The sequence below is a fragment of the Vibrio aphrogenes genome (genome assembly GCF_002157735.2).
In the GTDB taxonomy this organism is placed as follows: domain Bacteria; phylum Pseudomonadota; class Gammaproteobacteria; order Enterobacterales; family Vibrionaceae; genus Vibrio; species Vibrio aphrogenes.
Window position 1 is genome coordinate 739,495 of sequence record NZ_AP018690.1, and the last position, 18,037, is coordinate 757,531.

General features: G+C 41.6%; 20 protein-coding genes. 11 read left to right on the plus strand and 9 right to left on the minus strand.

The window, feature by feature from the left end; translation table 11 throughout:
- Nucleotides 1-146 precede the first annotated feature (146 nt).
- A complete protein-coding gene (locus tag VCA1004_RS14480) occupies nucleotides 147-704 on the minus strand; it encodes a TetR/AcrR family transcriptional regulator (RefSeq protein ID WP_086981141.1) in 558 nt (185 codons plus the stop codon).
- Nucleotides 705-808: 104 nt separating this feature from the next.
- Between VCA1004_RS14480 and VCA1004_RS14485 the strand changes: the two genes are divergently transcribed.
- The 6 genes from VCA1004_RS14485 (at nucleotide 809) to VCA1004_RS14510 (ending at nucleotide 4,759) form a co-directional block, all read left to right on the plus strand.
- Entirely contained in the window at nucleotides 809-1,273 is a 465-nt protein-coding gene (locus VCA1004_RS14485) for an HPP family protein (RefSeq protein ID WP_086981142.1), read from the plus strand.
- Nucleotides 1,274-1,282: 9 nt separating this feature from the next.
- Entirely contained in the window at nucleotides 1,283-2,278 is a 996-nt protein-coding gene (locus VCA1004_RS14490; protein ID WP_086981143.1) for a metal-dependent hydrolase, read from the plus strand.
- Nucleotides 2,279-2,433: 155 nt separating this feature from the next.
- Nucleotides 2,434-2,790, plus strand: a complete 357-nt coding sequence (locus VCA1004_RS14495; RefSeq protein WP_086981144.1) for a YibL family ribosome-associated protein — start codon at nucleotides 2,434-2,436, stop codon at nucleotides 2,788-2,790.
- A 104-nt stretch (nucleotides 2,791-2,894) separates the two neighbouring features.
- Entirely contained in the window at nucleotides 2,895-3,605 is a 711-nt protein-coding gene (locus VCA1004_RS14500; RefSeq protein WP_086981145.1) for a DUF445 family protein, read from the plus strand.
- A gap of 31 nt (nucleotides 3,606-3,636) precedes the next feature.
- A complete protein-coding gene (locus VCA1004_RS14505; RefSeq protein WP_086981146.1) occupies nucleotides 3,637-4,152 on the plus strand; it encodes an RDD family protein in 516 nt (171 codons plus the stop codon).
- 322 nt (nucleotides 4,153-4,474) lie between these two features.
- Entirely contained in the window at nucleotides 4,475-4,759 is a 285-nt protein-coding gene (locus tag VCA1004_RS14510) for a hypothetical protein (protein ID WP_086981147.1), read from the plus strand.
- Nucleotides 4,760-4,945: 186 nt separating this feature from the next.
- Here VCA1004_RS14510 and fecE read toward each other — a convergent pair whose 3' ends face one another.
- From fecE to VCA1004_RS14525, 3 genes are read right to left on the minus strand one after another with little or no spacing between them, the layout of a single operon-like run.
- The gene (gene fecE / locus VCA1004_RS14515; RefSeq protein ID WP_086981148.1) at nucleotides 4,946-5,710 is read right to left on the minus strand and encodes a Fe(3+) dicitrate ABC transporter ATP-binding protein FecE; all 765 of its coding nucleotides are present in this window, start codon (nucleotides 5,708-5,710) and stop codon (nucleotides 4,946-4,948) included.
- The gene (locus VCA1004_RS14520) at nucleotides 5,707-6,696 is read right to left on the minus strand and encodes an iron chelate uptake ABC transporter family permease subunit (RefSeq protein ID WP_086981149.1); all 990 of its coding nucleotides are present in this window, start codon (nucleotides 6,694-6,696) and stop codon (nucleotides 5,707-5,709) included. Before VCA1004_RS14520 ends, fecE begins: the two co-directional genes overlap by 4 nt.
- Nucleotides 6,696-7,691 carry a FecCD family ABC transporter permease gene (locus tag VCA1004_RS14525; protein WP_086981150.1) on the minus strand — a complete coding sequence of 332 codons (996 nt, stop codon included), beginning with the start codon at nucleotides 7,689-7,691 and terminating at the stop codon, nucleotides 6,696-6,698. The genes VCA1004_RS14520 and VCA1004_RS14525 overlap by 1 nt, the downstream gene beginning before the upstream one ends.
- Nucleotides 7,692-8,032: 341 nt before the next feature.
- Between VCA1004_RS14525 and VCA1004_RS14530 the strand changes: the two genes are divergently transcribed.
- Together VCA1004_RS14530 and VCA1004_RS14535 are read left to right on the plus strand one after the other, a co-directional pair.
- Nucleotides 8,033-10,165: a TonB-dependent siderophore receptor gene (locus VCA1004_RS14530; protein ID WP_086981151.1), complete on the plus strand. Its 2,133-nt coding sequence runs from the start codon at nucleotides 8,033-8,035 to the stop codon at nucleotides 10,163-10,165.
- Nucleotides 10,165-11,040: a Fe(3+) dicitrate ABC transporter substrate-binding protein gene (locus VCA1004_RS14535; protein ID WP_086981152.1), complete on the plus strand. Its 876-nt coding sequence runs from the start codon at nucleotides 10,165-10,167 to the stop codon at nucleotides 11,038-11,040. The genes VCA1004_RS14530 and VCA1004_RS14535 overlap by 1 nt, the downstream gene beginning before the upstream one ends.
- Nucleotides 11,041-11,281: 241 nt before the next feature.
- Here VCA1004_RS14535 and arsJ read toward each other — a convergent pair whose 3' ends face one another.
- From arsJ to VCA1004_RS14560, 5 genes are all read right to left on the minus strand, one after another.
- Entirely contained in the window at nucleotides 11,282-12,508 is a 1,227-nt protein-coding gene (gene arsJ, locus VCA1004_RS14540) for an organoarsenical effux MFS transporter ArsJ (RefSeq protein WP_086981153.1), read from the minus strand.
- A gap of 48 nt (nucleotides 12,509-12,556) precedes the next feature.
- Nucleotides 12,557-13,054 (minus strand): cyclin-dependent kinase inhibitor 3 family protein, encoded by a 498-nt coding sequence (locus VCA1004_RS14545; protein WP_086981154.1) that lies wholly within the window; start codon nucleotides 13,052-13,054, stop codon nucleotides 12,557-12,559.
- A gap of 12 nt (nucleotides 13,055-13,066) precedes the next feature.
- The gene (locus VCA1004_RS14550; protein ID WP_086981155.1) at nucleotides 13,067-14,068 is read right to left on the minus strand and encodes an ArsJ-associated glyceraldehyde-3-phosphate dehydrogenase; all 1,002 of its coding nucleotides are present in this window, start codon (nucleotides 14,066-14,068) and stop codon (nucleotides 13,067-13,069) included.
- Between the two features lie 12 nt (nucleotides 14,069-14,080).
- On the minus strand, nucleotides 14,081-14,422 hold the full coding sequence (locus VCA1004_RS14555) for a metalloregulator ArsR/SmtB family transcription factor (RefSeq protein WP_086981156.1): 342 nt from the start codon (nucleotides 14,420-14,422) through the stop codon (nucleotides 14,081-14,083).
- 79 nt (nucleotides 14,423-14,501) lie between these two features.
- Nucleotides 14,502-14,876, minus strand: a complete 375-nt coding sequence (locus VCA1004_RS14560) for a hypothetical protein (RefSeq protein ID WP_086981157.1) — start codon at nucleotides 14,874-14,876, stop codon at nucleotides 14,502-14,504.
- A 178-nt stretch (nucleotides 14,877-15,054) separates the two neighbouring features.
- Between VCA1004_RS14560 and VCA1004_RS14565 the strand changes: the two genes are divergently transcribed.
- The 3 genes from VCA1004_RS14565 (at nucleotide 15,055) to pstA (ending at nucleotide 18,026) form a co-directional block, all read left to right on the plus strand.
- A complete protein-coding gene (locus tag VCA1004_RS14565; protein ID WP_197715838.1) occupies nucleotides 15,055-16,047 on the plus strand; it encodes a PstS family phosphate ABC transporter substrate-binding protein in 993 nt (330 codons plus the stop codon).
- 126 nt (nucleotides 16,048-16,173) lie between these two features.
- Nucleotides 16,174-17,106: a phosphate ABC transporter permease subunit PstC gene (gene pstC / locus VCA1004_RS14570; protein ID WP_197715839.1), complete on the plus strand. Its 933-nt coding sequence runs from the start codon at nucleotides 16,174-16,176 to the stop codon at nucleotides 17,104-17,106.
- Complete coding sequence (gene pstA, locus VCA1004_RS14575) at nucleotides 17,106-18,026, plus strand: phosphate ABC transporter permease PstA (protein ID WP_086981159.1); 921 nt, start codon at nucleotides 17,106-17,108, stop codon at nucleotides 18,024-18,026. The genes pstC and pstA overlap by 1 nt, the downstream gene beginning before the upstream one ends.
- The last annotated feature ends 11 nt before the right edge of the window (nucleotides 18,027-18,037 follow it).

An 18,037-nucleotide genomic window follows, 5' to 3' on the forward strand; every position in this document is an offset into this window, starting at 1 on the left:
TGAAGCCACTGAAACATTTACACTGTAAATAAGTTAAAAGTCAGTATCTTCTTTTAAGCAAAACATTCCTCTATCGGACTATAACACTTTCCAGTTTTAATATTATTCATCATTTAACAGCTTCGACATATTTTCCCCGTGACAAGTTATAACGGTTTATTTATTACTTGGGTGAGCATTTTGATACATTGCTTGGTTACGTCATGCTGACCTGTTACGTATGCGGTAGTAATTGCCCCCTCTTTCATAAGACAGATTGTATCTACTAAGGTAGGAGGGGCTCCAGGTAAGAATTGCTCAATAATATTTCTAACGTCGTGCTTATGCTTACAACAATATAGGGCAACTTCGTTATTAGGTTGGCCAAACTCGGCTGCGCTATTAATAAAAAAACACCCCCGAAAATGACCTAACATAGGTTCATCGCTATCAAACCAACTCTTCAAAGCGGTAAAAAGTCTTTCAATTAAATCTTGAGGACTTGTTGAAGCCTTTAACTTTAATGTTAACCATTCTATAAAGATATTATGCCTTTCTTCGAGTACGGCTAGTATTAACTGCTCTTTACTTTGAAAATGATGATAAAGCGTCTTTTTAGCGACCCCAGACACTTTCAATACTTCGTTAATACCAACCGAATTAATACCATTATCATAAAACAGATGTAACGCTGTCTTTACTAATAATTGTCTTTTTTCATTCATTTTGATGCCTTAAGAATATCTCACCAATAATCTTTCTTGACAAAGGTAGACCAATTTGTCTATTTTAACAAGTAGACAAATTTGTCTACAAAAAGGAAAGTTTTATGAAAAGGTTTATTCTCCCTATAATTTCTGGACTTGGCGCCACTTTAGCAATAGGTCTACTTGCACTATTAAATGGCACTCTCAAAGATATTGTGCTACTCATGGCCCCATTTGGAGCAACAGCAGTATTAGTATTTGGGATCCCAGATAGCCCACTTGCTCAGCCTAAAAATGTCATTTTCGGTCATTTAATCACAGCGATGATTGGTATAATATTTGTACAATACATAGGTATAACTCCGTTGGATTTAGGACTTGCAACAGGTTTAGGAGTCACAGCTATGCTAGTAACAAACACGACTCACCCACCAGCTGGGGCTAATCCATTATTAATTATGTTGTCAGGACAAAATTGGGAATTTTTAATCTCACCAGTCTTAATTGGAGCTTTAGTCATTGTTGCATTAGGAAAGACGATGCTAAGATTTCAGCATCAGATAATCAGCAATAAAAAACCTAACTAAGGACAGCCAATGGATCCGGTTTCTCAAGGTGTATTAGGTGCAACGGCAGCATTATTAGTGTCTAACAAGAGTCATCGTGTTCATGCGGCAAAAGTGGGTTGTGTGGCTGGGTTAGCACCCGATTTAGATGTCTTAATCAAATCCAGCTCCGACCCTCTGCTGGCGTTGGAATTTCATCGGCAATTTACCCATTCGCTCTTTTTTATTCCTATTGGCGGCTTGATCGTCGCCTTTTTACTTTGGGCGGTGGTATACCGGCAAGTGCCTTTTAAGCAAACCCTGTTATTCGCCACGATTGGTTATGCTACTCACGGCTTATTAGACGCTTTCACCACCTACGGCACCCAACTATTGTGGCCGCTGTCTAATCAACGTATCGCGTGGGATATGATTGGCATTATCGACCCCTTGGTTACTGTTCCATTACTTCTCGCAGTCATACTGACTTGCCGCACTAAAGCCAAAAAATGGATCGTTATCGGCTCACTCTTCTTTGTCGCTTATATGAGTTTTGGCGCCCTGCAACATCATCGCGCTTTGCAAGCGGTACAACTGATGGCCAGTGCTCATACTACGCCTATTCAGCGAGTTAAAGCCATGCCGACGATTGGTAATTTACTGGTGTGGCGTACGCTTTATCAGGCAGGAGATCAATATTACGTCAATGCACTAAGAATCTCGTTATTTGGGGAGATCAAAATGTACCCAGGTCAAAGCATTGCGGTACTCAACCAACAAAAAGCCTTCCCAACTTTAGATAAACACAGCGTGCAACAACAAGACATACAACGCTTTCGTTGGTTTAGTGATGGTTGGTTAGTATCATCCCCTTCCACTCCTAATGCCATTGCTGATTTACGCTATTCACCTCAAGTTAATGGCACTACACCGCTGTGGGAGATTGTGATTACACCGCATCAATCTGAGCAACATATTAGCTATCAAAGCCATACTCAAGAAAACCAACGACAATTACTCCCTTGGCAAATATTAACCGATCATTAATGGCCGTTTTCCCACGGCTTCTACCTTAAAATCATCAAAAGTACCGATAAAGTCGTTGCTTCTGCATTTTAGAGCCGTACTTCAAGTAGGTGAAAGCCACGAGCCATGCTATACTCCGCTCCCTTGTAATTTAACCCGGTTAATATGGTGAACACATGAGCCAACAAAACGAACTACAACAACTTAATAATCGACTCGATAAGTGCCGCCATAAACTTGCTGCAGCACAAAAGCGTGCGGATAAAGCCATGATTTATCAATTTGAAGCTGAGATTAATCAACTCAGTAAAAAAGTTGCTCAAATCAACCACAAACAAAGTTATGACATCAATAAAGAACGTAAAGCTTTATTAGCGATGCCTTTTAGCCGTGCCCTAACTAAAGAAGAAAAAGCCGATCAAGGCAAACTGAAAAAATCAATCAAAGGCTTAGTGGTGGTTCATCCTCTGACTAAAATTGGTAAAGCATTAAACCTAGAAGAAATGACTGGCTTTGCACCGAAAGAATTTTAAGTAGCCCAATCTCACGTTATACTGCAATAGGATGGTAAAACCCCTCGGTTTATCATCCTTTTTTATGTCTACTCATTGTTACTATTGATAAATAAAAGAACATTATGAACAAAAGCCTAATCACAAACCTCATCTCCATTCTTCTTTTGATTATTGGTTATCAAATACAAAACACCATCGTGTTGTATGCGGGCCTGTTTGCCTTTTCTGGTGCTATCACAAACTGGCTCGCCATTCACATGCTGTTTGAAAAAGTCCCAGGCTTATATGGATCTGGCGTGATCCCTGCACGGTTTGAAGAATTTAAAGCGGCGATTAAACACCTCATGATGGATCAATTCTTTACCCAAAAAAATATAGACAAATTTGTAAACCAAGGTATGAGCAGCGCCACCTCATTGGACTTAGCCCCTGTTATTAAAAAAATTGATCTCTCACCATCTTTTGATTCATTAACCGACGTCATCATGAATTCATCATTCGGTGGTATGCTGACGATGTTGGGTGGTGTTGAAGCAATCCAGCCACTAAAACAACCCTTCGTTGAAAAAATGCAAAGCTCAATCATTGATATCAGCCAAAGCGAGCAAGTCAAACAAGCACTCAAAGAACAGTTTGAACAGCCAGCAATGTTAGAAGACATTCAAACCAATATTGAAAAAATTATTGATCAGCGTTTGAACGAATTAACCCCAAAGATGGTCAAAGAAATCGTGCAAACTATGATTCAAAAACATTTGGGTTGGTTAGTAGTTTGGGGTGGCATTTTCGGTGGTTTAATCGGGGTCATTTCCGCCATTATCAGCGCAGCCTAAAAGTGACTCTTAACGGGATAAGCAGTACATTATGAAAAAATTCGAATTACGTGACACCTTAGTGGAATACGAATACGTTGGCTTTTGGTCACGTGTGGGTGCCAGCATTATCGATACTATTTTATATTCTATCGTGATAGGAATATTAGCGCTTCCAACCTTAGACTCGTATCAACAAAGCTTTTCGACACAAACTGAGCATTATTCTTTCTCATCTTACTCGACCTCTTGGACGGGTTCGATGTTATCCGATACTTGGTGGAGTTATATTCCGCTCTTAATTGTGACGGTGTTATTCTGGAAATTCAAAGGTGCCACACCGGGTAAAATGCTAATTAAAGCTCAAGTGGTCGATGCTAAAACAGGGCAACGTTTAACGACTGTTCAATCCGTCATTCGTTATTTGGGCTATTTTTTGTCGACGTTCCTGTTTATGCTGGGTTTTCTTTGGGTGGCATTTGATGGTCGCAAACAAGGTTTACATGACAAAATAGCCGGCACTGTGGTTATTCGCCCTAAAGCAGGCACCTTTAAACCCAACCTTTAATATACTGATGAGAGCCTGAATAATGTTCAGGCTTTTTTTATAACTCATTATTTCTGACAGAATAATAGCAATCACACGACTTATAACCCCTTCATCTATCGCTTTATTCCTCATGTAAGCACTTAATTCGCCTGCCAAGCTTCTCTATTTTATAAAAATAACCATAAAGGGTTAGGCTCAATAAATATAATGTTATTGCACATCAATAAAATAATGAAATGAGCTTATAAAATAATAAACTATTGAATCCCTCATTCAACTCCGAACTGCGACATTTGAAATAGTTATTTCTATATGGATGTATAAGTCTCAAGGTGCAATCATGACATTTCTTGAATCGATTACGTTAATGTTATCTCTTATTTATAGTGGCAGCCTACTGTATACCGGTGGTAAAAAATTGGGGGCGGTCTTACTGTTATTCGTAATATTTTTTGCCACACTAGCAACTTTATATTGGCCTTTATTGCTCACCTTAATATTGGCATGTGTCATTGTGACCGTGGTACATAAACGCGTACCCCATCTTACACAGGTCAATCAAAGGCCAAATATTGATCGTCCTCTTACTCATCATGTTTGGGATTCCATTAATCGCCTTTGCTAGTGGATTCTGGCATAGCCAAACGACCAATGAAATCCGTATGCAGTTAATTCCATTGATGAATTATATCCATTATTAACAAAGTGCTAGGTCTTGATCCGGAGGCTGAAGACTCAGCTCAAAGTCTCCTATTAATCTTCAGCTTCATTAATCTTCAATTTCATTAATAACGAATGCGTCGAGCAGATTCTAATAAGCGACACACATTGGCGTTTGTGCGATGGGGTCTTGAATGACTTTTGCTTTCAGAGAAAAAACCTCCTCAAGCATCGTTTCAGTAAACACATGTTCCGGAGTACCTTGCGCCACTAATTCGCCTTGTTTCAATATCACGAGGTGATCGCAATAACGACACGCTTGATTTAAATCGTGTAAAACCACAACCACGGTTTTCCCTTGTTTATTCATCTCTCTCATTATTTTCATTAACTCAATTTGATGAGAGAGATCCAAATAGGTCGTCGGTTCATCCAGCATCACAATATTGGTATCTTGCGCTAATATCATGGCTATCCAAGCTCGTTGACGTTGCCCCCCAGATAACGATTCAACAGGTTGTAAGGCTAACTCACTGACCCCGGTTTCTTGCATCGCTTTTGCTACATAAGCTTTATCGGCTACCCCCAACTTACCCCAGTGCGACAAGTAAGGTGAGCGACCATATTCAACTAACCTTTGTACGTTAATGCCCTCCGGTGTGACTAACATTTGCGGTAACAAAGACAATTCACGAGCCAGCTCTTTATCATCATAAGCATTAAGGGGAACATTATTCAGTAACACGTTTCCCATTTTAGGTTTATGGATCCTTGCCAACGTTTTCAGCAACGTTGATTTACCACAGCCATTTGGCCCAATTAACGCTGTAATTTTTCCCTTTGGGATGGTGAGACTTAATTCTTTAATAATGACAGTATCACCATAAGAAACTTGCAATTTATGGGTCGAAATCATGACCAACCTTTGTAGCGTTGTAATAGAAAAATAAAATAAGGCGCGCCAATTAAAGACGTCAATACTCCAGCAGGAAGCTCAAGTGGTGGTTGTACACCTCTTGCTAATATATCGGAAATGAGCACCATCAGGGCCCCAAAGATGGCAGAGCTAGGTACTAAAAACTTATGATGATGCCCAAATACCATTCGTGATAAATGAGGGGCCAGTAGACCGACAAAACTGATCGTGCCACACACCGAAATACTGATACTAGCCAATACCACCGCCGAGAATAATGCCATTCCTTGGAGACGTTTAGGTTGGACCCCCAGTGAGCTGGCGGCCTCTTCCCCTAACCCCATCACATCCAATCGCCAGGCTAACCATAAAGAAAATGGCAACATGACCAATAAAATCCCTCCAATATAGGGCACTTGCTCCCAAGAGCGCCCCCATAAGCTGCCGGTTAACCACACCATTGCCGTGTTAATTTCAACAGGATTCACAATCAATAAGAAGTCGATGCAACTGGCAAAAAAGACGCTGACCGAGATGCCAATTAAGGCCAGATGACTCGGAGTTGGATTGATTTTATACGCCATAATTAAAATCAATAATGCGGCACCGAGCCCTCCTGCTAAGGCACTAAGCGATAAGGTATATAAGGGGGCTTCAGGGTAGAGAATCAAAAGTGAGGTCGCGGCTAACCCTGCTCCAGCACTGATCCCCATCAGATCTGGTGAAGCTAATGGATTACGTATCACACCTTGAACCAACATGCCGGATAATCCAAGCCCAGCGCCAACCCCAATGGCTAAAACAACACGAGGTAAACGGTACTGATTAACAATGAAATCAAACTCACCACCAAACAATAATGTATGCCCAATTTGAGAAAGCGGTACTTGCATTGCACCGATCATCAAACCCGCCACCCCCAAACCTGCGAGCAAGATGATAAAAATAATAAGCTTAATTTGCGGACTTCTTAATGTCTTATCCATTAGCGACCTCTCATTGCTAAAAAGATAAAGAATGGCGTACCGATCAAGGCCGTAATCACTCCTACTGGTGTTTCAGCAGGAAAAGCAATCGCCCTTGAAAAACCATCAGCCCAAACAATCAAGCTACCACCTAAGACCCCACAAGCCGGGATTAGAATGTGAAAATCATTCCCCACTAACCGCTTCACAATATGAGGTACTAACATGCCAACAAAACCAATTGGCCCCGCCACTGCAACGCTGGATGTCGTTAATAACACCACTGCGAGACACGTCAAGGTGCGCGTCATTGTGATGTTCAAGCCCAAACTTGTGGCAACCTCATTCCCTAAAGAAAGTAGATTTAAGAATTTCGCAATGTATATGGCCAGCAACAATCCGCTCACACTGTAGGGCCACAAGATCTGCCATTGCACCCAACTCATTGACGATAATGAACCCGCTAACCAACTGACCACCGAATAAGCTTTATCATCAGCCAATATCACTGCAGCACGTGTTATACCGCTAAATAAAGCGCTAATTGCAATCCCTGCCAATATTAATTTAAGTTTGTGTGGACGAGATGAAAAGAACCCACCAAGTATCATCACTAATGCACCACTCACACAGCCGCCCATCGCCGCCACCACCACACTAGGAAGATCCACTAAGAAGGGAGCCCCTATTGCAGCAAGTGCCATAAAACAAGCAGCCCCGGTATTAATACCCAATACCGAAGGTGAGGCTAAAGGATTACGGGTAAGCCCTTGAATTAACGCTCCAGAAATAGCCAAGCTAGCGCCGATGGTAAAGCCAGAAAGTAACCGAGGTATTCGAATCGAAAGCAATATTTGATGTTCAATACTCGTCGAGTCAAAGGACATGAGAGTATCGACCAAATGATGAATAGTAAGAGGAAAACTAGACCACGATAGAAGCGAAAAAAGGCTACCAAAAGCTAAAAGCACGCTCAGTAATAACCAAGTAAAAAGAGGAAAGAAAGGGGATCGCATTAGATGATTTGTACACTCATTAAAAGAGTAAGTTCAAATGAAATCACCTTACTCTTATTCAATATTTATGCACATACTACACGCCAGTGAATTGATAATCAATATCATTAAAACCTTAAAAACATCAACTCGATAAATAACTTCTAACAAACTATTACACAAAATCACAACCTAAATCACAAAAAAAACCAAAACCATCCCTTAAACATTCATCAAATTAATATTGATTAAATAATGAGAATCATTACCATGTGCGTTCACTTTTACATGAATATGAATAACCTTATACAAAAAACGCCTTTAACTGCATTTTTATGCAAAAATAACTTCAGAGCCGTAATATGAAATTATCACCAAACACCAGCGTCAAAGGTTTAGCCTTAATACTTGGTATACATGGTTATGCCATGGCAGAAGATGAACCACGATCAACTCTTGATAGCTCAAATATTAACGAAACCTTCACGGTAGTTGGTCAACAACATTCTTATTTAAACCCTCAAGTCAGTACCGCAACCAAAACCGATATCGATCCTCTTGATACCCCCAGTACAGTCAATATTATCAACCAACAATTTTTACAAGATATCGGTGCTACGACGCTAGAAGACGCTTATGGTTATACAACCAGCCTCACTCGCTCTGGTGTCGATGCAGATAGTTTTACTTTACGTGGAATGCCGGCCGACCTGAATACAATTCAAGTCAATGGCTTACCCGGTTTAGCCTCACGCTTTGGCTCACCCACCACCGCCAATATCGAACAGGTTGAAATTTTAAAAGGTCCAGCTTCCATTATGTATGGGCAAATTCAACCCGGCGGAATCGTCAACATCATCACCAAAAAGCCGCAAGATTCCGCCTCAATCAACTATGATATTTCAACCCGCACTTATACTACCGATGTGAGTGGCTTTGGTGAAGACAATCGATTTGTGGGTACGCTAGATGCCACCGGGCCATTAAATGAAAGTAAAACCTGGTTATATCGAATGATAATCAGTGGTGAAGATGCCGATTCTTATCGCAATGACGTTAATGCCCAAAACTATTACTTTTTCCCCACACTGACTTATCGACCTTCAGCTCTAACAGAACTCACCTTTGGTTTAGAGCTTCAATCCGAACAACGTGTTGCCGATAACGGTATTGCCGTGCTCAATCATGATATAAATCAAGCCCCTTCAATTGATACCCATTATCAATCTGCTGATGATACTGACGAGGACAAAGGAACCGTTGCGTTCGCGACCTTCACTACGGCCTTGAATAATGATTTTGATTTTACCGTTGATTGGCGCAGTGTTTGGCATGAAGATTCACGTAATTTATACGAAACCAGAAGTGTCGATGATAGTACTCAAACCGTCAGTGTTCGTGACCGAGACCAAGTCAATAAACGGGAATATCATTTCGTTGATGTACGTACCACTGGCAGTCTCTGGGCTTATGGTATGGAACATAAACTACTCTTAGGTGGAAATATTGGCTTAGAAAAGAAAGATTTTCTTCGCGAAACCTACGCAACGACCAGTGTCGATTTTTATAATCCACAAACTTCGACTGCTCGCAATGAGAGTAAATACAAACAAGACCATCGAATCACCAATTACACAAACTATGGATTGTATGTTCAAGACTCCATCCGCCTGAATGAATCTTGGACCGTGATGGGTGGTTTACGTTATACCCGTCAAGATGTCGATTTTGACTATGTCAGCAAATCGACAACCGATACACAATCTACCGATGCCTTTGTTTCTCAAGCCGGTATTGTTTATAAAATCTATGAAGGTAGCTCACTCTATGCTAGCTATGGCGAAAGCTTTAACCCTAATAGTGTTGAGAAAAAAGACATCTACGGCGATGCTTTTGATCCCGAAAAAGGCCGTCAATATGAATTTGGTACTAAAACCAACATACTCAACGAGAACACCAATCTCACGATTGCATATTTTGATATCGAAAAAACCAATGTGGTTGAGCAAAACGATGAAGGCGATTATGAATTACTTGGTGGCATACGCAGTAAAGGGATTGAAACTGAATTATTAGTCATGCCCCTTGAAAACTGGCAAATCAAGCTCGGCTACTCTTATGTGGATTCAGAGATTTCAGACAACCCTGATTCCTCAATCCAAGGTAATCGTACGCCAATGACGGCTTATAATGATGCGTATATTTGGACAAAATACAACCTCCCCTATGAAGTTGCCGGTGGCATTTTAGGGACAACATTAGGAGTGAATTATGAAGGAGCTCGTTATACCAGCGAAGATCCTTCCGACCGTGTCGAATTACCCGCTTATGTCACCGTGGATGTCGGGCTGCATTATGAAATCAATAACTATCGAACTTCCCTTAATATCGCCAATCTTTTTGATGAACAATATTATGTAGGCGGTACGGATAATTATCGCATCTATTCAGGTGATCCACGTAAAATCATGCTGAGCTTTTCAGGTAAGTTTTAATGAGATTTCCGTACCGAATTAGCCATTTATGCTGGCTACTGTGTCTTTACTTATTCGCAATCGCACCAGCTCAAAGTGCTCCTATCGTGGCAAGTTCCACACTAAAGGTAGTAGTCCTAGAGTATTCCTTTATTGATGCGCTGGCCGTTATTGGTGTCTCTCCTATCGGAGTTGCGGATGATAACCAACCTGAGCGTATCCTTCCTCAAGTGAGAGCCTTGATCTCTCCTTGGGTGTCTGTTGGCATGCGTTCTCAACCTAACTTAGAAATTATTGCCCAACTTAAGCCCGACTTGATTATTGCCGATGCACATCGACATAAGGTGAGTTTACATTCCTTATCTGAGATAGCACCGACGTTATTATTAAAAAGCCGAGGTGAAAGTTATCAAGAAAGTTTAGAGGCAGCCTTACAAATAGGGAAAGCCGTTGGGAAAGAACAAGAGATGCGACAACGTCTAGCAAAACATCGAAAGATAATGGAAAGCTACAAAGGAAAGTTCTCGGCTCAAGGTGTAGTTCAATTTGCAAATGTCAATGACCGAGGTATGTGGCTACATGGCCCAAAATCCTATACGGGTAGCTTACTCGCTTACTTAGGCCTACAACCCGCTTTGCCTTCATTACAATCGAGCCATTTAATGGAAGCGAATTTAGAAGTGCTATTGAAAGTGAATCCTGATTGGTTCTTTTATAGTAAAAAAAAGCCGCAAACGGTCTTGGATACTTGGCAGAAAAACCCTCTTTATTCGTTGCTCAAAATTCATACCAACCATCAAGCGATTCAAGTCTCTCCCGAGCTCTGGTCGCTTAATCGAGGTATGTTAGCTGCCGAGGGAATTGCCCAAGATCTTGATTCCATATTCAACCCGTAATATTTACCCAGTAATAATGCTCGACTGTACCCAGATAAGCACTCAAATTGCCTCTAGTAGTTTAAGGATAAACGAAAAGTTAAACGCCGTTATCAAGCTTTTTAACAAGCAAGAATGACTAGGTAACGAGTACAATTGGTATTGCTGTGATTGGTATTACTGGAATAGTTATAACGGCAAAGGTCTAGTGTTCGAACTAGACCTTTTTTTAATGAATAGCAGATAAAAAGCATAATGACGGTTACGACTGAATAAGTGTTTGCTTGACTCTGGTCGGTAACCAAAAAGAAATAATAGTGGTCAATACCAAGAATGCAAATGACACCCATAGGCAAGCTGAAAATCCCCACATTTGGAATACCCAACCCGATAATACCGTGCCAATTAAGCGCCCCATTGCATTCGCCATATAGTAAAAACCTACGTCGAGTGACACGCCATCGCCTTTTGCATAACTCACAATCAAGTAAGAATGCAGAGAAGAGTTAACCGCAAATACTGCGCCAAAAATCATCAACCCCACAACAATCACCACTTCTGGATGCCATTGTTGTTGCACACTATACGCAATCAGCCCGGTCACGATCGATAAGACTAAAGCCCATACTATGGCGGCTTTGCCATCAGGAACTTGCCCTGATTTACTGCCGGTTATTTTTGGAGCAATACCTTGAATAATGCCATAGCCAATCACCCATAGCGCGAGGAACCCTCCGACCATACTGTGATCCCAGCCAAATACCGTGCCTAAATAAATCGGCAAGGCAATCACAAACCAGACATCACGCGCGCCAAATAAAAACATTCGAGCCGCCGATAAGATGTTAACACTGCTCGATTTAGAGAATATTTCTGAGAATTTAGGCTTATTCTTTGCTTTACCAAGATCCGATTTTAAGCTCATGACGCTACCAATAAAGACCAATAATAGCACGCCAGCCATCGCCGCAACCGCATATTGAAAACCGATAACCGATAGTAATACCCCGCCTAAAAAGAACCCCGCTCCTTTTAAGGCATTTTTAGACCCTGTCAGTATAGCAATCCATTTATACAATGCACCTTGCGCATTTTCAGGCAATAAAGTCTTAATGGAACTTTTCGCACTCATTTTATTAAGATCTTTCGCTATCCCCGATAATGCTTGCGCTGCCATCACCCATGGAATAGAAAGCCAAGCGGCAGGCACCGCTAACATTGAAAGGGCAATGATTTGCATCGCTAAACCAATATTCATCGTGCGATTTAACCCTAACCGCGCCCCTAACCATCCGCCAATGAGGTTGGTCACCACTCCGAAAAATTCATAAAATAAAAACAGCGAGGCAATTTCTAAAGTGGAATACCCCAAGTCATAAAAGTAGAGAACCACCAACATGCGCAATGCGCCATCGGTGATAGTGAAATTCCAATAATTAAATGTCACCAACATGTACTGGCGAACATTTTGATTGAGCTGAGAAAACATACTTAACTCTCTTTGAAAAGAGCCGCACAAGGCAGCTCTTTTAAGGTTTTACTGGTTAACAAACTGATGGATGTACTCAACTTGCACATCTTTGGTGAATGCACCCGGTCTCAATGCTTGCACTTGAGAAATAATTTCCGGCAATGACCACCCTTTTTCTAATAACAGGTGAGCTGCCAGTAACCCAGTACGACCAGAGCCGCCCATACAATGCATGGCAATCTTGTCACCATTGGTTAAGGCTTTATGGAGAGAGGGGGATACATGCTTCCAACGAGCTTGAAAAGCCTCATCAGGAGCGCAATCATCTTCGATTGGGGTATGAAACCATTGCAGACCGGCTTTTTCGACGATATCAGGTAAATCGCCAACCCCTTTGTCTTGCATTTCTTTCATACTCAGCGCAGTCACCACCACAGTGACTCCTTGAGATTTTAACTGCTCGACACTGTCACTCAAAGAAGCGTCTTTTGTGCCCGGACAAGGCGTTAACACCAAACCAGCATTATTTTCTTCAACGGGAAGTTCCCATGTTGGATGTGTCATGTTTCTTTTTCCTTATACTAAGCCGACTTTACGAACCAATTCAGCCGTGCGCGTTGCATAGCCCATTTCATTGTCATACCAAGCGTAAATTTTTACCATACGCTTACCGACAACCATCGTAGATAAAGCATCGACAATCGTTGAGCGTTGATCACCTTTGTAATCAATCGACACAAGAGGACGCTCTTCAAAACCAAGGATCCCTTGCAACTCATTTTGAGAAGCGGTTTTTAACAGTGCATTGACTTCTTCTGCTGTCGTATCACGTTGAACATCAAAAATAATGTCTGTTAATGAAGCGTTAGCCAAAGGCACTCGCACAGCATGGCCGTTAATTTTGCCTTCTAAATCAGGGAAAATTTCAACAATCGCCTTGGCAGAACCGGTAGTCGTCGGGATCAAGCTCATACCACACGCACGCGCACGACGTAGATCTTTATGTGGCGCATCAAGAATGGTTTGTGTATTGGTCAAATCATGAATAGTGGTAAATGAAGATTGTTCAATACCCAATTTCTCATGGATCACTTTCACTACAGGAGCAATACAGTTAGTCGTACAAGAAGCAGCCGTGACAATTTGATGTTTTTCTGGGTCAAAAATATGGTCATTGACACCCACAACAATATTCGCAATCCCTTCTTCTTTTACGGGAGCGGACACCACCACACGTTTAACACCTTGCGCTAAATATTGATTTAAGTATTCTGATTTACGATGTTTACCCGTCGCTTCAATCACGACATCACAGCCAGACCAATCCACTGCATCAATCGCTTTTTCTTGTGACGTTACAATTGTTTTTCCATTGATAACCAGTGCCTTACCATCAGTGGCGACGGCATGATGCCAACGACCTTGAACAGAATCGAATTCCAGTAGATGAGCAAGCGTTGCGGCATCTCCTGCCACATCGTTAATTTGAACAAATTCAATTTCTGGCCAATCAAACGATGCTCTTAAAGCCAAACGTCCAATACGACCAAATCCATTAATTCCTACTTTGATAGACATTTTCATTTTCCTTTAAACACAACACTCTGGACGAGTTTTCATCTCAGATAAACGTTGTATATCTTGTTGGTATTCTGCTTTTAAACAATTTGACTCAACCAAGCCTTGAATTTGCTTTCTCATCCAACCAGGTAATTGATTAGACAAACGATAAAACACCCACTGCCCTTGGCGAGTATCTGTAACCACGCCACTTGAGCGCAATAAGGCAAGATGTCGAGAAATCTTAGGCTGGCTTTCATTGAGCGCTTCTGTTAACTCTCCAACACATACCTTCTCTTCACGTGCAATCATTAATAGGCAACGTACTCGAGTTTCATCTGACAGTAATTTAAAAAATTGGTGAGGTAACATGACCCACTCCTATGTATATCTGCATATTCATATATCTTATTTGAGATTCATTGTCTGTCAAGGAAAAAACCGAAGGGAATTACAAAATAACATCACAACGAGAAGAGAAATAATTGATGTGATTTTGTAACTCAGTGATTGCATTTTGATTACAACTGACTTCCCAATACAAATTTTTTTGATAACCACTTCGATACTCTCCCCCTCGTTGCATGGCATAATTAATATCAATTACGTAATCATAACCAGGTTCGATCGCCTCACATGGGTCCAAAAAGAGATAACCAAAATAGCCCAAGCGATCCAATGAATGATTCAAGGCCTCGTCTTCAGTTGGCAAACGTTCATAGGTGATAACATAGCGGTCATTAGAACGAATAAATAAAAGTTGAGCGGCTAGACAAGCCAAGTCAGAGTTGGGATAACTAATAAAATGTACCGTTCTTTTATCCATTCACATTCACTCCATTAGTGACAATTCCATGATGATAAAACATACAACACATATCAAAGTCTGTACATACGCATAAATGCATATTTAAATAAAATGACATTAAAAATTAACAAAAGAGCAACAAAAGACCAGTAACGTAATCGGTGAGTTATCAATGACGCAAATATGGAGAAAAGTCATGAAACACACTTTATCAGCCGCTTTAGTTGGTGCGACGTTACTCGCAGTGAGTCAAGGAGCCATTGCTCGTGATCTCGTTAAAATCGATGGTTCGAGTACTGTTTTCCCAATTACAGAAGCGATGGCTGAAGAATTTCAGATCGCAGAAAAAGGGAAAACCATGGTAACGGTCGGTATTTCAGGAACTGGCGGTGGTTTTAAAAAATTCTGTCGTGGAGAAACGGATATTTCTAACGCTTCTCGACCGATTAAAGATTCAGAACGTAAGTTGTGTGAAGAAAACGGAATCGAATTCATTGAATTACCCGCCGCTCTTGATGCCTTAACTGTCGTAATTAATCCAAAGAACGATTGGGTTAAGCACTTAAATGTTGAAGATCTCAAGAAAGCTTGGGAACCCGAAGCACAAGGAAAAGTGATGACTTGGAAGCAGATGAACCCTGACTTCCCTGACCGTCCTCTTAAACTGTTTGGCCCTGGCACAGATTCAGGGACTTATGACTATTTCCTTGAAGCGATTGTTGAAGGGAAATCCAGCCGTGGTGACTTTACCGCCAGTGAAGACGATAACATTATTGTTCAAGGCGTCTCTAACGATGTAGAAGCTCTCGGTTTCTTCGGTTTAGCTTACTACGAAGAAAATAAAGATAAATTAAAAGCCGTCCCAATTAGCTGGAAAGGCAACGCACCTGTGGCGCCAAGCGTTGAAAATGCAAAAAATGCCACTTACCAACCTCTTTCTCGCCCAATTTTTATCTATGTAAACAAAAAATCTGCGGATGAAAAACCGCATGTTGACCGCTTTGTCAGCTTCTACCTGGACACAACCCATGCTCCTAAGTTGGTCAAAGAAGTGGGTTATGTGCCGCTACCAAATAAAGCGTACTTGTTAGCGCAAGAGAACTTTAAGCAACGTCGTACTGGCTCTGTTTTTCATGGAGCAGAAGTCGGGGTTGGTATTGAAGAACTATTAGCGCGTACTCCTAAGTAGCTTTGGTTTTGGCCTCCTAAGTAAGGGTAGTCTCGTAAATAACCGCGGTCTACGAAATAACCGCAGTATTGATGCCTGGAGGAAAGTTTCGGCTTTTCTCCTTGTTTCTTTTAATGGGCAATGTATATGAATACAACTCAATCGAATTCATCCAACCTTTTAGTTTCTGAAGCCTTTTTAAAACGGCGTGCATTTTGGAATGTGATCAGTCGTTACCTTCTAATGATGGCAGCTCTTGCTTCTATCTTTGTGACGGTCGGCATTGTGTATGTTTTGGTTTCAGAGTCTTTACCTTTTTTCCAACACGTCTCTATTTTGGACTTCCTCACTGATACCCAATGGACTCCAATGTTTGCTAATGCGCATTTTGGTGTCATGACATTAGTCTCAGCAACCCTTACTGTGGCTGGAATTGCCTTAGGTGTTGCCATTCCTGCCGGTATTGGATTGGCGATTTACCTTAGTGAATATGCCAGTAATCGAGTACGGGAAATTGTTAAACCTTTCTTAGAGCTGCTTGAAGGGGTGCCTACGGTCGTCTATGGCTTTTTTGCTCTGCTTTTCGTGACGCCACTTTTGCAAACCTTTATTCCAAGCTTGTCAGGCTTTAACTTACTGGCACCGGGGATTGTGATGGGGATTATGATCCTACCCTACACCGCTTCCGTCAGTGAAGATGCTATGCGCTCTGTTCCTATGCATTTAAGAGAAGCAGGATACGCATTAGGCTACTCTCGTTTTCGAGTTGCCACACACATCGTCATCCCAGCGGCGTTATCTGGGATCACCGCTGCATGTATTCTGGGAATGTCTCGTGCGGTCGGGGAAACCATGGTCGTGGCCATCGCCGCAGGTCAAAATCCAAGGTTTGGTTTTGATCCAACCGAAGGTGCTGCCACTATCACCTCTTTCATTGTGCAAATGGCAATGGGGGATTTACCTCATGGCACCATCGCCTATCAGTCTGTGTTTGCTGCCGGCTTAGTTCTTTTTATTATCACCTTGATCTTTAACATCTTAGGCTTTTACTTACGCCGTCGATTTAGAGAGGTTTACTAATGCAAAATCCTACCTTAAGTCTCGAACAGATCGTCCGCAAAAATAAGCAAGCCGATCTGACCATTGCTACCATTGGAATCGTTATCTTAATGATTGCGATGTCTTTGTTAGTCAGTGTTTTTGCCGATCTGATCTATTCTGGCTTCCCGCGATTATTTGATGCCGATTTTTATACCAACTTCCCTTCACGTCATCCAGAACGGGCAGGCATTCTATCCGCTTGGGTGGGCACCACTCTGGTGATGTTAGTTACTGCCTTTATCGCTATCCCTTTTGGCGTGGCTGCTGGGTTGTATCTTGAAGAATATGCTGCGAAGAATTGGCTAACCAATATCATTGAAATTAACGTCAGTAACTTGGCCGGCGTCCCTTCTATTATTTACGGCTTATTAGCTTTGGGCTTATTTATCTATGGTTTTGGTTTAGGTGAAAGCATCATTACCGCTGGGCTTGTACTTGCACTGCTGATCCTTCCGGTCATCATTGTATCCACACGTGAATCCATCCGAAGTATTCCTCAAGAATTGCGAGAAGCAGCGTATGGGCTTGGGGCCGATCAATGGCAAACCGTTCGTATGTATATTCTTCCCGCGGCTAGACCTGGAATCCTAACTGGCACCATTGTTGGATTAGCTCGTGCCATCGGTGAAGCTGCACCGGTTATCACCATTGGTGCATTAACTTTCATCGCTTTTTTACCTACGTCACCTTTCCAAAGTGAGTTCCCATTTATCAATTTTGAATGGTTATCTAGCCCGTTCACTTTAATGCCAATTCAGCTCTTTAACTGGGTATCACGCCCACAAGCTGAATTTCATATCAATGCTGCTGCAACCGGAGTTGTACTCATGGCCATGACCATCTTGATGAATGCCATTGCAATTTATATCCGATATCGACTACGTCGTAACTTGAAGTAAGAGAGTACTAA

Excerpts from the sequence above, each read along its gene's own strand:
- pstC (WP_197715839.1), top strand. The coding sequence starts at position 16,174 with ATGAATACAACTCAATCGAATTCATCCAACCTTTTAGTTTCTGAAGCC.
- VCA1004_RS14520 (WP_086981149.1), bottom strand. The coding sequence starts at position 6,696 with ATGGATAAGACATTAAGAAGTCCGCAAATTAAGCTTATTATTTTTATC.
- VCA1004_RS14555 (WP_086981156.1), bottom strand. The coding sequence starts at position 14,422 with ATGTTACCTCACCAATTTTTTAAATTACTGTCAGATGAAACTCGAGTA.
- VCA1004_RS14535 (WP_086981152.1), top strand. The coding sequence starts at position 10,165 with ATGAGATTTCCGTACCGAATTAGCCATTTATGCTGGCTACTGTGTCTT.
- VCA1004_RS14500 (WP_086981145.1), top strand. The coding sequence starts at position 2,895 with ATGAACAAAAGCCTAATCACAAACCTCATCTCCATTCTTCTTTTGATT.
- VCA1004_RS14525 (WP_086981150.1), bottom strand. The coding sequence starts at position 7,691 with ATGCGATCCCCTTTCTTTCCTCTTTTTACTTGGTTATTACTGAGCGTG.
- VCA1004_RS14485 (WP_086981142.1), top strand. The coding sequence starts at position 809 with ATGAAAAGGTTTATTCTCCCTATAATTTCTGGACTTGGCGCCACTTTA.
- VCA1004_RS14480 (WP_086981141.1), bottom strand. The coding sequence starts at position 704 with ATGAATGAAAAAAGACAATTATTAGTAAAGACAGCGTTACATCTGTTT.
- VCA1004_RS14530 (WP_086981151.1), top strand. The coding sequence starts at position 8,033 with ATGAAATTATCACCAAACACCAGCGTCAAAGGTTTAGCCTTAATACTT.
- VCA1004_RS14560 (WP_086981157.1), bottom strand. The coding sequence starts at position 14,876 with ATGGATAAAAGAACGGTACATTTTATTAGTTATCCCAACTCTGACTTG.
- VCA1004_RS14510 (WP_086981147.1), top strand. The coding sequence starts at position 4,475 with ATGACATTTCTTGAATCGATTACGTTAATGTTATCTCTTATTTATAGT.
- VCA1004_RS14495 (WP_086981144.1), top strand. The coding sequence starts at position 2,434 with ATGAGCCAACAAAACGAACTACAACAACTTAATAATCGACTCGATAAG.
- arsJ (WP_086981153.1), bottom strand. The coding sequence starts at position 12,508 with ATGTTTTCTCAGCTCAATCAAAATGTTCGCCAGTACATGTTGGTGACA.
- VCA1004_RS14505 (WP_086981146.1), top strand. The coding sequence starts at position 3,637 with ATGAAAAAATTCGAATTACGTGACACCTTAGTGGAATACGAATACGTT.
- VCA1004_RS14490 (WP_086981143.1), top strand. The coding sequence starts at position 1,283 with ATGGATCCGGTTTCTCAAGGTGTATTAGGTGCAACGGCAGCATTATTA.
- VCA1004_RS14565 (WP_197715838.1), top strand. The coding sequence starts at position 15,055 with ATGAAACACACTTTATCAGCCGCTTTAGTTGGTGCGACGTTACTCGCA.
- VCA1004_RS14545 (WP_086981154.1), bottom strand. The coding sequence starts at position 13,054 with ATGACACATCCAACATGGGAACTTCCCGTTGAAGAAAATAATGCTGGT.
- VCA1004_RS14550 (WP_086981155.1), bottom strand. The coding sequence starts at position 14,068 with ATGTCTATCAAAGTAGGAATTAATGGATTTGGTCGTATTGGACGTTTG.
- fecE (WP_086981148.1), bottom strand. The coding sequence starts at position 5,710 with ATGATTTCGACCCATAAATTGCAAGTTTCTTATGGTGATACTGTCATT.
- pstA (WP_086981159.1), top strand. The coding sequence starts at position 17,106 with ATGCAAAATCCTACCTTAAGTCTCGAACAGATCGTCCGCAAAAATAAG.